Raw genomic sequence first — 14,527 nt, forward strand, 5'->3', positions numbered from 1 at the left:
TGTTTCCTTGTCTAACTCAAAATATACTTCCCATCTTTGACTTATTATTTATTTTCAGATGCCTTAGGAGGAATAAAGATGATAAACAAGGCAGTATATATGTGTGGAACTCATAATATGGAAACAAGAGATATTGAGGTTTCAGTTCCAAAGGATAAAGAAGTACTTATAAAATTAGAATATGTAGGAATTTGTGGTTCAGATGTACATTACTATGAACATGGTAGAATAGGAGACTTCATAGTAGATGGAGACTTTATTTTAGGTCATGAATGTGCTGGAGAAATAGTTCAAGTAGGTTCAGGAGTTAAGAATTTAAAAGTTGGAGATAGAGTTGCATTAGAGCCAGGTCAAACTTGTGGTCAATGTGAATTTTGTAAAAGCGGTAAATATAATCTATGTCCAGACGTGGAATTCCTAGCAACACCACCATATCATGGTTCTTTAATGAACTATATAACATATCCAGAAAATATGTGTTTTAAACTACCAGACAATGTATCAACTAAGGAGGGTGCTTTAGTTGAGCCTTTAGCAGTAGGATTACATGCTGTATCACAAGGAAATGTGAAATTAGGAGATACAGTTGTAGTTTTAGGTGCAGGTTGCATAGGTCTAGTAACTTTATTAGCTTGTAAGGCATATGGTGCTACAAATGTTATTGTTATAGATGTTATAGATAAGAGATTAGACTATGCCCTAAAATTAGGTGCAACTAAAGTTATAAATGCTAAAAATCAAGATGTATTAGCTGTAATAAATGAGATTACAAATAATGCTGGTGCAAATGTTGTTATTGAAACAGCAGGATCAGAGCACACAATAAAGCAGACACCTTACTTAGTAAAAAGAGGTGGAGCTATCGTATTAGTAGGACTTGCACCAAAGGATATAATTGAGTTTGATTTCATGCAAATTATGACTAAAGAAGTTGAAATAAAAAGTGTATTCAGATATAGAAATATATATCCAGCAGCTATAGGAGCAATTTCTGATGGGAAAATTGATGTTAATGGAATAGTTACTCATGAATTTGATTTTAGTGATACGAAGAAAGCTTTTGACTATGTTATAGAAAATAAAAATGATGTAGTAAAGGCAGTTATTAAGCTTTAATAATTTTGATTGGAGAGGGCTAGAAGATGAAGTACTTATTAGGCATAGATATCGGAACATCGGGTACTAAAACGGTGCTCTTTGATAAGGGAGGAAATCCTATTTCCTCTTCCACAGAAGAATATCCATTATATCAACCTGAGATTGGATGGGCAGAACAAGATCCCATAGATTGGTGGAAGGCAGTCTGCATAACAATTAATACTGTTATAAAAGACAGTAATATAAATCCAGAATCAATCAGCGGTATTGGTTTATCCGGTCAAATGCATGGTTTAGTTATGTTAGATGAGGATGGAAATGTATTAAGAAAATCTATTATCTGGTGTGATCAGCGTACAGCTAAGGAATGTGTTGAGATTACAGAAAAAGTTGGAGAAAAGAGATTAATAGATATTACAGCAAATCCTGCACTTACAGGTTTTACAGCATCAAAAATACTTTGGGTTAGAAATAATGAGCCCGAAATATATGAAAAATGTAGAAAAATACTATTGCCTAAGGATTATATAAGATATATGCTCACAGGCGAATTTGCAACGGAGGTATCTGATGCATCAGGAATGCAGCTTTTAGATATTAAGAATAGATGCTGGTCTAAGGAAGTTCTTAATGCTTTAGATATTCCTATAGAATACTTAGGTAATGTACATGAATCAATTGTAGTCAGTGGAAAGGTTCATAAAAGAGCTGCTGAGCTTACTGGTCTTAAAGAAAATACACCAGTGGTAGGTGGAGCAGGAGATCAAGCGGCCGGTGCAATAGGAAATGGTATTATAAGAAGTGGACAAATATCTTCAACTATAGGTACTTCAGGAGTAGTATTTGCACATTTAGATGAACCTATAATTGATGAAAAAGGAAGAGTACACACCTTTTGTCATGCAGTACCAGGTGCATGGCATATGATGGGAGTAACTCAAGGTGCAGGACTTTCTTTAAAATGGTTTAGAGATAATTTTTGTACTAATGAAATCGAAGTGGCAAAAAATATGGGAATTGATCCTTATGTACTTATGACTAAAGAAGCAGAAAAAGTACCTGTAGGTTCTAGGGGAGTAGTATATCTTCCATATCTAATGGGAGAACGTACACCACACTTGAATCCTAAGGCAAAGGGAGTATTTTTTGGACTTTCAGCTGCTCATACCAAAAATGATATGCTAAGAGCTGTAATTGAAGGAGTATCCTATTCCCTTTTAGATTGCATGGAAATCATTAAAGGTACAGGATTGAATCCAACTAATGTGATGGTATCAGGTGGAGGCGGAAAAAGTGAGCTATGGCGCCAAATATTAGCAGATATGTTCAACTGCAAAGTATCTACAAATAAATCATCAGAAGGACCAGCCTTAGGTGTAGCATTACTTGCAGGGGTTGGAACAGGTGTATACAAGGATATAAATGAGGCTTGTAGCATAGCAATTTCTGAAAATAGCATACAATATCCAAAAGAAGAAAATTCCCTAATATATAAAAGATATTATGAAATTTACAAGAAGATATATAATGATTTAAAGGAAACTTTTGAATTATTATAATATATTTTAAGGATTTAAGAAGGAGCACTTTTTAGGGGTGCTCCTTCTTATTGAATAATGTAACTCCTTAGTTATTAATATCTTTATATATTGTAGAATGTTGTATATTCCATTTATAGAAACTTATTTAAGTATTTGAAAAATAATCAGTGAAAGGTGCAAGAGACATTTTTAAAAGATGCATTTAGTGAAATGGAGTTAATATTAATGGTTGAATTGCTAAGAAATCTTACTAATAATTTAGGGTATATAATTCTTATTGCTTTCTTTGTTTCAAGGCTAGGAAACTTTAAGAAAATTGTACAAAAGGATAAATTTAAAGAAATCAAGATATTGGTATAAAGTAAGACTTATTTAAGTTAAGCACGAATATATTATATAGCATTAGCATAAGTACACTCCTTTTACTAAAAGAATGTCTTATATTAAGCTTATTCAGTAGCTCCTGTAATTTTGTATGATAACTAAATTATAATAGGGTTATACATATATGTTCTCTACTAAATTATAAGATTATTGAAGTGTTTTTCCACTATTATAGTTAAAAAATGATTAATTTAGACAGGATTTTCTAAATTTATGCAGAATAATAAATATAGACAATAAATTTATTTATGGGAGGTAAATAAAATGGCAGAAACTCAAAATATTTTATCATGGACTCTAGTATCTGAATGCCCAATTCCAAACGACGTTAATGACTTATTAGTGGAAGGAGAGGTAGCAGTTGCTGCTTATAAGACATTTCGTGACAGCGCAATTTTTACTAATAAAAGACTAATTGTAAGAGATGCACAAGGTCTTACAGGTAAAAAAGTAGAGATTTATTCTTTACCATATTCTTCTATTAATATGTGGTCTACTGAAAGTGCAGGAAAGCTTTTTGATCTTAGTGCTGAAGTTGAATTATGGACTAGAGCTGGTCAAATAAAAGTTAATTTACAAAAGGGAGTAGATGTCCGTAAATTTGATAAGTTAATAGCTAATGCACTCCTGAAAGGCTAGTATAAAACACTTATAAAGTTGGACGCTTTTCTATTAAGCTACTAATAGTAAAGTTTAAATGCACTTTATCCTAATGGACAAGGAGATTTAAGTATTAAAATACTAAAAACTATCTTAATATTCCTTCAGACTATAGTTTGAGGGAATTTTTATTCATTAATTTGTTAGTACGCATTTATGCAGAAATAAATTTCATGTTAAAGAAGAGAAAATTACATGTAAGATTGAGTAAAAATAAAAAGGATATAAAGAGATGAATCTTTAGGGGATATAAAAGATGATAGTTGAATTAAGTAAAAATGAATTTTCTAATATTTTACCTTTAATAAATAAGCTTGAAAATCCTGTTCCTTTAATTTTTTCTGTAATAGAAGAAAAACAGAATGGGAGGATATTTGTAGATTCCAGAAGCAAACCATCAGTTGCACTAATTTATCATGAGGTAGGTATTTTAAATTTAATTGGAAACGATAAAAATGAGGATTTTAATAAAAGTCTGTATAAATTAATTTTTGAAGATATTGAACACAAACAAAAATATTTTGCATTAGGTGTTCATTCACAAACTTTTGAGGAGAAAATAGAAAAGTTATTAGGTAAATCTGTGGATAAGGATATTAGAACTTGCTTTAGTTTAAGTAATTCAAATTTGCATGAAAATCTAAATAGAGCAGAAGACGTGATGAGGAAGCTTCAGTTAAAACCTATAGATTGTGAACTAATGAAAAAAATAGATAATGAAATGAATTTTTGCAAAGGATATTGGAGAACGGTAGATGATTTTATCAAACATGGACTAGGATACTGTTTACTACAGGATGAAAAATTAGCTAGTGTGTGTTATAGCTGCACAGTGGGAAATAACCAGATGGAGCTAGATTTAGAAACCTTAAAAGAATTTGAAGGTAAGGGATTAGCAACTATAATTACTTCTATTTTTATCAATAACTGCATAAAAATAGGTGTGGAACCTCTGTGGGTATGTGATAAAAATAATGCAGTATCTTATAATTTAGCTAAAAAATTAGGCTTTGAAGATATAGGAAGTTATAGCCAGCACTGGTGGTTCCTAAACAAAACAGAAAACAATTTATAATTTATGTATAAAAAGGACATCTAACATTTTGGCTTATATTAATTTAAAGGGGGAACATATATATGTCAAGAAGACCTAAAATTAAAATCATATTGGTTGATAAAAAAGGAAAAGGTGGATGTCACCATGGGCATAAAATAGGAGATAGCTTTGACTTTGATACAGAAAGAGGCAATTTATGTCCTATGGCATGTCATGTTGCATTTCCATATATAGATATATTACGTTATGGTGGAACAGTACCAGGAGGTAGCAATAAAAATGAATGTATTTTCTGTTGCCCAGATGTAGAGGTAATTAATGTCTTTAAAATAGAAAAACTGGTAGATTAGTATGTCAACAAAATAAATTGTTAATAAATTTTAAATGTTACAAACTAAGTATTAATATTATACAATATATTTGTAAATATAATAAAATTTGGGAGTGGTAGAGATGAAAAAGAAACATTCTAAAGCATTGCTCATTGGCGCTATTTGGGAGCCGCATATTCTATTTATTTAATTTTATACTTTAGCGGAGCTATTGGTGGAAGTGAAGGTACAGAGCAAGCAGGAGCTGTAATAGCAGCTGCATTAGTAACAGCACATATGATACTTGTAGTATTAGCAACAATATTTAATTGGGTATCTTATTTTACTAATAAGAGAGGTTTAGCATTAACCGCTGGTATATTATACAGTGTAGGTGGAGTACTATTTTTAATCTATATATTCTTTGTTGTACCAAGTTTAGTTTTAAGTTTTGTAGGATATGCAAATCTTAAAAAGATAAATCAAGCCAATACTAATGTAGAAGCTAATATCTAATAATACCAATTAGATTTAATCTATAATATAAAAACTAGAAACATGTGAATATACATATAAAAGATCAGGATACTGATCTTTTATTTATGTACAATTACATTAAATCAATTATAAATATTATAAATTAAAATATTTTTCGAATTTACGGGCATACTATCTTTAATAGAAATTCTATTAAAGGAGGAATTCTTATGGCAGATAATAATAATAATAATGAAGTACAAAAAGAAGGTTCAGGTAGTAATAGTATTTTAAGATGGATAGGAAGATTAATATTAGTTGCAATTATTTTAGGTATAACATCATTTTTCACTCCAGGCTTTAGTATTTATGGGCTATGGTCATATTTAATAGCAGCACTTGTAATAACTACATTAGATTATCTTATAGAAGCTTTTATGGGAGTAGATGCATCGCCTTTTGGAAGAGGTGTAAAAGGTTTTATTGTTGCAGCGATAATAATATATGTAGCACAGTTTTTGGTTCCATCCATGAGTGTATCTATCATAGGAGCAATATTAGCAGCTTTAGTTATTGGAGTACTAGATGCTATATTCCCAGCGAAAGTGATGTAATTTACAAGTATATTACATTAAAATAGTTAAATTAAGAACTCTAGAAATAGGGTTCTTTTTACTTATGTAAAAGGCAATAATAGGATTTTATATATCTATATTGTATACATAACATAGCAATAATTCTACTAAGGTTGTAGATGAAATCTAATTTCATTACAGCCTTTTTATTTTGTAAGGGATGAGTTTATGCCAATATATTTCTAAATAAGAAAAAAAGAAAAATAATAAAATCTATAGCAACATAAATGGGTTTTCCTGTGGCTTTAGAAATATCCCGATTTTTGACAACTAATTTACGGAGTGCTCTGTCAACACAGTCCTCATTCCAGGGACTTTTAGTTAGAAATTTTTCGATATTGGCTCTATGTCTAAAAGGCATAAGTTCAGCTACGTTAGTAACTTTACCTACAAAGCCCTTCATATCATAGAACTTATAATAAGCGCTATGATATGAAGCTGAAGTTTAGTAAAATAAAGTGAAAATCTTAACTTTTTGTAAAATTTGATTATAGATGATGATTCTGGTATAATTGAACGACTGAACATTTATTTTTCTCCTTTGTTATGTTTTGTAGGCAAACTTAATTAAAACAGGAGATTGAATAAATATTCTATTTTTTGTTGTGTTAATTATTGGATGTGAAAACGCACATATATAGATTTAATATTATTTCGAGTAAAAAATAGCCAAGGACGGTGTTTAATGGATGCAAGAAGAGGAAATATTTGATTTACAGGAAATATGGAGAATTATTAGAAAAAGGATATATTTGATTACAGTTATTACTTTGCTGACTACTACTGCGGTGGGTGTGATAAGTTACTTTGTGATTCCTCCAACTTATCAGTCCCAGACTAGTGTCTTTATTGGGGATTACAATATAAAGAATGATAATTACTCGCAGGTAAACAGTAGTATTGATACATATCAAAAGCTTATGAAAACCTATCTGGAGATTGCAAAATCAGCTACAGTAGCAGAAAAAACAGTTCAAAAGCTTGATTTTAACATATCTCCTGAAAGTGTACAGAGTAGTGTTAATATAGAGAGAAAGCAGGATTCGCAGGTACTTATGATTACAATAAAAGGTAAAAATCCTGAACAAGTCTATAGGATTATCAATGCCTATGGGCAGGCTTTTATAGAAGAAGGCAAAAGGATGTATACTGATGGTGAAATAAAGATAATGGATGCTGCAAAGCTGCCTGTATCTCCGGTTAGCCCTAATAAAAAACTGAATGTTTTAATTGGTTTTTTCCTTGGAGCAATGGCATCCATCGGTCTAAGCTTTATGATAGAATTTCTTGACAGAACCATTAAAACGGAAGAAGATGTTGAAAGGCATTTAGATATGACTGTAGTTGGGATTATATTAAAGCAAAACTCACATAATCCTAAGTTAATTACACTGCAATACCCCAAGTCTCCGATTTCTGAGGCATATAGGACATTGAGGACTAATATTGAGTTTTCTTCCTCCGACAAGGAAATCCAGACAATTGCTGTTACAAGCTCAAATTCGGGGGAAGGGAAATCTACAACTTCCATAAACCTTGCGGGAATCATGGCTCAAACAGGAAAGAAAGTCCTCCTGGTAGATTGCGATCAAAGAAAACCAAGCGTTCATGAAGCCTTTAATCTTTCTAATCAGAAAGGGGTATCTAATTTTTTGACTGGACAGGCTACCTTAGATGAAATCATAATTAACGTGGAGAATAATCTGTATGTAGCTACTTCTGGCGTGCGTCCTCCGAATCCTGCTGAATTGCTTTCATCAGGAAGGATGGTACAGTTTGTACAATCTATAAAGGAAGGTTTTGACTATGTAATTTTTGATACTCCTCCTGTAGGCATTGTGACCGATGCTCAGATTCTCTCCCAGTATGTAGATGGCTGGCTTTTAGTTATTTCCTCAAATGAAACTAACAGGGAACATACTGTCAAAGCAAAAAATCTCTTGCAAAATGTTAATGCCAGGTTTATAGGAGTTGTGCTTAATAAGTTTGACAACAAGCATTACGAGTATTCAAATTATTATGCATATTATAGAGATGACAAAAATCTGAGAGATGACAAAAATCTGAGAGAGGCTAAATCACGCAGGAAGACATCACGCAGGAAGAAATCACGCAGGAAGAAAAGATATAGTTCAAGTCAATAAAATAGCCTATAAGCTCTCCTTTTCGGTAAATAATATACTGGAAATGAGAGCTTTTATTATAATATACAAGTTTTATATTTAGCTGTTAGGCGACGTAGATATTGGGTTTTTCTACTGAAACTTAACTTATGCATGCTGAGCTCTTCGAATCTTCAACGAAGAATGGCATGTATAAGCTGATAGTTGAAGATAAAACCATATATAAGTTGCAAAACTGTAATGTTAACAATAGTAATTGTAACGAAAACTCAGTCTTTCGAGTAGGATTTTATACTATAATTTCATATGGGGATATAAGAAATAAAATTAAGGTGGCCATGGCTAATCAATTAAATGTTCTTATACTGGATGATGTCAAAATAGCTTTAGTAAGTAAAATTTGCCCCTATTGTTAAAAGAAAAAGCTATTAAAAAGAGGTGAAGGGATGCCACTTTATAAATACAGAACCAAAACAATATAAAGCGGGGATATTTCTATTTTTGCAAAGCAGTTTTTCTTTCTAATATCATCTGGCACAAGTGTATTGCGGACACTTGTAGCAAGGATACGACTTCCAGTCTATAGCCATCAAGTTAACAGACCTAATAAATTACAATTAATTTGATGGATTTATTTATTACCGATTGGAAATTAGACTAAATACAAATTAATACATAAATTCATATAGTAGTGATTTAACTGTTGAATTTGGTAACTTTAATAAAAGTAATAATCATCTATACCAATAAAAGATTTAAAATGAATATTACTCCTTGGAAGTAAAAGCTCCCTCTGAAGCAAAGAACTCTGTTTATGTTCATATTATCTGTATCAAAATTATCTTATTCAAAGGTGAACATCTTTACGCAGAAGTAAAAGTATTATATATTAATATAGTTACTATTTTACTTATGATAAGAGAACTAAAATAATTTTACAAATGATTAGAAATGAGGAAACATGAGATTAGATAAATTTTTAGCAGAGTCATCAATTGAAACGCGTAATAAAATTAGGAAGTTTATTAAAGAAGGTAAGGTTAAAGTTAATGGTCAGGTGATAACAGAACCTGCAATGGAAATTAAGGTCAGTACTGATGTTATTGAATATATTGATAAGGTAGTTGCTTATACAGGGAAAGTGTATTATATGTTTCATAAACCTGAGGGATGCATTACTGCAAGGAAGGATGCTGTTAATAAAACAGTGTTTGACTTTTTTTATGAGGTTAACATGAATGGAGTATTTCATGTTGGTAGATTAGATAAAGATACGGAAGGATTATTGTTGCTTACTAACGATGGAAATTTTGATCATAAGTTAATGTGTCCACAAAAACATGTTGAAAAGACGTATTTTTTCTGGGCATTAGGTTCTTTAGATGAAGAAGATAGAGAGCGACTAGAAAAGGGAATTTCTATTGGAGAAAACGAAGCATTAACGAAACCAGCAAAAATAGAAGTAGTTAAATGCGGAAATTATAAAGAGCTAGAACTGGAGACTAATATTAAAGAGTTCTATAATATGGATTCAAGCCGTTATGATCAGCCAGTTGTCTCCGGATATCTTACAATTTCTGAAGGGCGTAAACACCAAGTTAAACGTATGTTAAAGGCAGTAGGCTGTCATGTGGTATATCTAAAGAGAATTTCCATTGGTGGATTAATGTTAGATGAAACACTTAAAAAAGGACAGTATCGAAGGTTGACAGAAGAGGAAATTAAAATTTTCTTATAATAAACTTATACGAAGTTAAATTGAATAAATATATTTACAAAATATAGATAAAAAGGTAAAATAATAATAGTGAATAGTGATTCATCAATCTTATTTTATGAAAGGAGATGGTTTTAATGAATACAAGTAAAAAGGTGATTTGGATCTAAAACTTAAAATGGGCGTAAATGTAATCATAGATAAAGTTTATTATTATGTGTTGCATTTTCGCGAAAGTAGTTAACCTTTCATAATACTGCCTATAAAGGATAAGTAACGCGACAGGAAGGTCGTGTTTTTTACACCCGTAGAGAGTATCCCAATACAAAGGGTTAATTATCTACGGTATTTTTATGCCCATTTTTAAGAATAAAAAATAGTTTGGAGATATATGTGATTAGAAAAAGAAGATATACACAGATAGAACTTAAAAGAGCGTTAGATATGGTAGAAGAGGGATACTCTTTCACAGAGGCTGCAGAAATAAATAATCTGAATAAAAGCATTGTAACAAGAGAGATGAGAAAGAGAAAAAATGAAAAAGCAAAACAAGCATATAGATGAGTATAGAAGGAAATGGGAAAGTGATATATAACAATATATCCTTCTAATGAACTACATCATGAACACTAGACTTTAATCCATAAATATGATATGGTAAAGATTAAATATTATGATGGAAACTTCTTCTTATACTTACATTAAAGCGAAGTTTACTAATTAAATATTAGATTTTAGCATTATTTATGGAGGTTTTTATGGGAAAGGTTGCAGCATTTTTTGATATAGATGGAACTATATATAGAGAAGGATTAATAACAGAAGTTTTTAAGAAGATAGTGAGATATGAATTAGTTGAAGGAGAAAAATGGTATAACGAAGTAAAGCCCGCTTTTTCAAAATGGGATAGAAGACAAGGGGATTATGATACCTATTTACTTAAAATGATTGATGTTTATATTGAAGCTACTAAAGGATTAAGTAAAGAGCATATAGAACACATAGCTAGAAATGTGATTAATCAGAAAGGGGATAGGGTATATACATTTTCAAGAGATAAAATTAAATGGCACAAAGAGCAGGGCCATATTGTAATTGCTATTTCAGGATCACCTATTGAGCTAGTTAGAGAGATGGCTAGTAAGTATGAAATGGATGATTTTAGAGGTACCATTTATAGGACAGATGGAGATGAAAAATATACTGGTGAAATTATTCCCATGTGGGACTCTGTGAGTAAAGAGAAGGCTATAAACGAGTTGAAAGAAAAATACGATATAGATTTAAGCAGAAGCTATGCTTATGGAGATACTTCTGGGGATTTAACCATGTTTAAATCTGTAGGAAATCCATATGCAATAAATCCAACTAAAGAACTGATTTCAAAGATAATGGAAGATGAATATGTAAAGGAAAAAATTAATGTAATAGTGGAACGAAAAGATGTTATTTATAAATTAGATATTAATAATTTAGAGTTAATTTAATTCATAGCTAAAAGTGGCGTTACAGTAGAAGTATTGTAATGTCACTTTTAATATTTTAAATCAAAAAGAGTAATTATGTAGAATTTAAATCTTCTATATAGTATAATTTCCCTAAGTTTGGTATTAAAATGAAATTTATGGTTAATTAAATTAATTAATGTTATTAGTATAATTCTTACATGAAGATTTTCATAGTAAATATTCTATATTTATTATGAAACCTATGAATGTAGAGTTTAAATCATACTATATTTTTACAGAAGGGAGAATTTATATGATTAGATTTGAGATAGTTACAAGGGATAGATTAGGAATAACTGTAGAGATATTAGAGAAAATTTATAATAGAAAAATTAATTTAATTTCTATGGAAGTGTTTTTTCAAAAGGTATGTGTAAAAGTTGATAACAGAGGTGAGTCCGTAAAGAAAGAGCTAATGAAAGAGATTTGTAATATTAAAGATGTAATTTTTGTTAAAGAGATGGAATTATTATACTACGAACAAAAAGAAAAAAAATTAGAAGCCATAATAGAATCCATAGAGGATAGAGAATTTAAGAATATAATTGGTGCAAGTAAGGCTATAGAGAAGGTTAAGGATATGACTGTGACTATTGCAAAGAGTAATTCAACTGTACTTTTAAGAGGTGAAAGTGGTACAGGTAAGGAGGTCTTTGCAAAGGCTATTCATGATATAAGTACTAGGAGCAATAAGAACTTTATTGCCATTAACTGTGCATCCCTACCAGAAACACTACTAGAGAGTGAATTGTTTGGATATGAGCAAGGAAGCTTTACAGGCGCAATCATAGGTGGCAAAGACGGAATTATTAAAGAGGCTAATGGAGGTACCTTATTTTTAGATGAAATAGGGGAAATGCCTATGTTTATACAAGCGAAATTATTAAGAGTGATACAAGAAGGAAAAATTAGAAAAGTCGGTAGTAATAGAGAAGAGGCGATAGATGTAAGAATTATAGCTGCAACTAATAAAGATCTTGAGGATATGATTAGTGATAAGACCTTTAGAGAGGACTTGTATTATAGATTAAATGTAATTCCCATGTATATTCCACCATTAAGGGACAGGTTAGAGGATATTCCACTTTTTGTGCAATTCTTTATAGATAAATTAAATTATAAATTAAATAAAAACATAGAGGGTGCTGAAATTGAGTTTATTAGTGAGTTAATGAAGTATTCCTGGCCAGGAAATGTTAGAGAATTACAAAATGTTATGGAAAGAGCTATGAACTTATGTAAAGGAGATGTATTAACTGTTCAGGATATTTTCATTAATCCTAGAAATAGTACTTATAGTATTACACATAAAGATACTATAAAAGATGAATCACAGGAATATTTACAACTACCATTAAAGGACATCATGGAAAAGTGTGAGAAAGAAATTATTGAAAAGACCATAAAAAATTACAAAACCTATAGAAAAGCTGCCAGCGCACTTAAAGTTTCTCATACTACCATAATGAACAAAATTAATAAGTATAATATAAAAATTTAAAGTTCCTTTATGCTTCAATGTGTAAATATTATTTTACAAATGTAAAAATATCTTTTCACTAAAATGTTGATAAGTAAATATATATTTACACCAGCTTAGCAAAAATGTTTAAACTGTACTTATGTAAAAATGAAATTATTACGAGACCTGTGCAATGAAGCCGTGTTAAGGCTATATTAAAATATATTTAATTATTATATATTTCACTCCAAATTTGGCATTAAAGTTGCTTTATATTATTGTAAAATATGTGCATTTGGGGAGGAATAATTAATGGAAAATAATTTAAAGAAAATGGGTTTTGCAACTAGAGCAATTCATGGTGGACATGTAAAGGATCAATTTGGTTCCTTAGCTACTCCTATTCATCAAACAGCAACTTTTGTTTTCGATTCCGCTGAGCAAGGTGGTAGAAGATTTGCCCTTGAAGAGGGAGGATATATATACTCAAGACTTGGTAATCCAACTAATACTCAATTGGAAGAGAAATTAGCAATGCTAGAAGGTGGAGAGGCAGCAATTTCTACTGCATCAGGTATTGGAGCTGTTGCATCTGCATTTTGGACAGCTTTAAAAGCAGGTGACCATGTTGTAGCAGCAAAAACTCTTTATGGATGTACCTATGCTTATTTAAACCATGGAATAAGCAGATATGGTGTTGAGGTAACCTTTGTGGACGCAACAAATCTTGAAGAAGTAAGTCAAGCAATGAGAGAAAATACTAAGGTAGTTTATTTGGAAACACCAGCAAATCCAAATCTTGAAATTGTAGATATAGAAGCTATAAGTAAGATAGCTCATGAGAACAAGGATTGTATAGTGATGGTCGATAATACTTTCTGTACTCCTTATATTCAAAGACCATTAGAATTTGGAGCTGATGTAGTAATTCATTCAGGAACAAAGTTCTTAAACGGCCATGGAGATGTAATTTCTGGCTTTGTAGTTGGAAGTGCTGAATTTATAAAGAATGTGAGATTATTTGGTGTAAAGGACATGACAGGTGCTAGTTTAAGTCCTTTCGATGCATTTTTAATTATTAGAGGTATGAAAACCTTAGAAATAAGAATGGAAAAACACTGTGCTAATGCTATGAAAGTTGCAAAGTTTTTAGAAGAACATAGTGCAGTAGAAAAAGTATATTATCCAGGTTTAGAAAGTTTTCCACAGTATGAATTAGCTAAAAAACAAATGTCTTTACCAGGAGCTGTAATTGCTTTTGAGGTAAAAGGTGGAATTGAAGAAGGTAAGAAAGTTATAAATAGTACAGAGCTTTGTACAATAGCGGTAAGTCTTGGTGATGCTGAAACTTTAATTCAACATCCAGCATCAATGACACACTCACCATACACTAAGGAAGAGAGAGAAGCAGCTGGTATTAGTGATGGACTAATAAGAATAGCTGTTGGGCTTGAAAATGTTGAAGATATAATAAATGATTTACAAAAAGCTTTAAATGCTATTTCATAGTATAATCATTAAGGCACATGAAAATAAATAATAGATCAGTTTTCT

At 31.0% G+C, this 14,527-nt stretch carries 14 protein-coding genes; all 14 read left to right on the plus strand.

Translation table 11 applies throughout. The features are described from left to right. Positions 1–78 precede the first annotated feature (78 nt). Complete coding sequence (locus B3W71_RS17055) at positions 79–1,116, plus strand: NAD(P)-dependent alcohol dehydrogenase (protein ID WP_346890133.1); 1,038 nt, start codon at positions 79–81, stop codon at positions 1,114–1,116. A 26-nt stretch (positions 1,117–1,142) separates the two neighbouring features. Further along, complete coding sequence (gene xylB / locus B3W71_RS17060) at positions 1,143–2,657, plus strand: xylulokinase (RefSeq protein WP_346890134.1); 1,515 nt, start codon at positions 1,143–1,145, stop codon at positions 2,655–2,657. A gap of 207 nt (positions 2,658–2,864) precedes the next feature. After that, the gene (locus B3W71_RS17065) at positions 2,865–2,999 is read left to right on the plus strand and encodes a hypothetical protein (RefSeq protein ID WP_346890135.1); all 135 of its coding nucleotides are present in this window, start codon (positions 2,865–2,867) and stop codon (positions 2,997–2,999) included. 288 nt (positions 3,000–3,287) lie between these two features. After that, positions 3,288–3,662 carry a PH domain-containing protein gene (locus B3W71_RS17070; RefSeq protein WP_346890136.1) on the plus strand — a complete coding sequence of 125 codons (375 nt, stop codon included), beginning with the start codon at positions 3,288–3,290 and terminating at the stop codon, positions 3,660–3,662. 277 nt (positions 3,663–3,939) lie between these two features. Further along, complete coding sequence (locus tag B3W71_RS17075) at positions 3,940–4,758, plus strand: GNAT family N-acetyltransferase (protein WP_346890137.1); 819 nt, start codon at positions 3,940–3,942, stop codon at positions 4,756–4,758. Between the two features lie 62 nt (positions 4,759–4,820). Further along, positions 4,821–5,090: a TIGR04076 family protein gene (locus B3W71_RS17080; protein ID WP_346890138.1), complete on the plus strand. Its 270-nt coding sequence runs from the start codon at positions 4,821–4,823 to the stop codon at positions 5,088–5,090. A gap of 144 nt (positions 5,091–5,234) precedes the next feature. Continuing rightward, a complete protein-coding gene (locus B3W71_RS17085) occupies positions 5,235–5,567 on the plus strand; it encodes a hypothetical protein (protein WP_346890139.1) in 333 nt (110 codons plus the stop codon). 191 nt (positions 5,568–5,758) lie between these two features. After that, on the plus strand, positions 5,759–6,142 hold the full coding sequence (locus B3W71_RS17090; RefSeq protein WP_346890140.1) for a phage holin family protein: 384 nt from the start codon (positions 5,759–5,761) through the stop codon (positions 6,140–6,142). 710 nt (positions 6,143–6,852) lie between these two features. After that, positions 6,853–8,307 (plus strand): polysaccharide biosynthesis tyrosine autokinase, encoded by a 1,455-nt coding sequence (locus tag B3W71_RS17095; RefSeq protein ID WP_346890141.1) that lies wholly within the window; start codon positions 6,853–6,855, stop codon positions 8,305–8,307. Positions 8,308–9,247: 940 nt separating this feature from the next. Next, positions 9,248–10,024, plus strand: coding sequence for a pseudouridine synthase (locus B3W71_RS17100; protein WP_346890142.1), 777 nt, complete (start codon positions 9,248–9,250; stop codon positions 10,022–10,024). A 372-nt stretch (positions 10,025–10,396) separates the two neighbouring features. Then, positions 10,397–10,567: a hypothetical protein gene (locus B3W71_RS17105; protein WP_346890143.1), complete on the plus strand. Its 171-nt coding sequence runs from the start codon at positions 10,397–10,399 to the stop codon at positions 10,565–10,567. A 194-nt stretch (positions 10,568–10,761) separates the two neighbouring features. After that, positions 10,762–11,490, plus strand: coding sequence for an HAD-IB family hydrolase (locus B3W71_RS17110; protein WP_346890144.1), 729 nt, complete (start codon positions 10,762–10,764; stop codon positions 11,488–11,490). Positions 11,491–11,764: 274 nt separating this feature from the next. After that, on the plus strand, positions 11,765–13,012 hold the full coding sequence (locus B3W71_RS17115; RefSeq protein ID WP_346890145.1) for a sigma 54-interacting transcriptional regulator: 1,248 nt from the start codon (positions 11,765–11,767) through the stop codon (positions 13,010–13,012). Between the two features lie 273 nt (positions 13,013–13,285). Beyond that, positions 13,286–14,482, plus strand: coding sequence for a methionine gamma-lyase (gene megL, locus B3W71_RS17120; protein WP_346890146.1), 1,197 nt, complete (start codon positions 13,286–13,288; stop codon positions 14,480–14,482). Positions 14,483–14,527 lie beyond the last annotated feature (45 nt).

The sequence above is a fragment of the Clostridium sp. UBA1056 genome (assembly GCA_002316385.1).
Taxonomy (GTDB): domain Bacteria; phylum Bacillota; class Clostridia; order Clostridiales; family Clostridiaceae; genus Clostridium_J.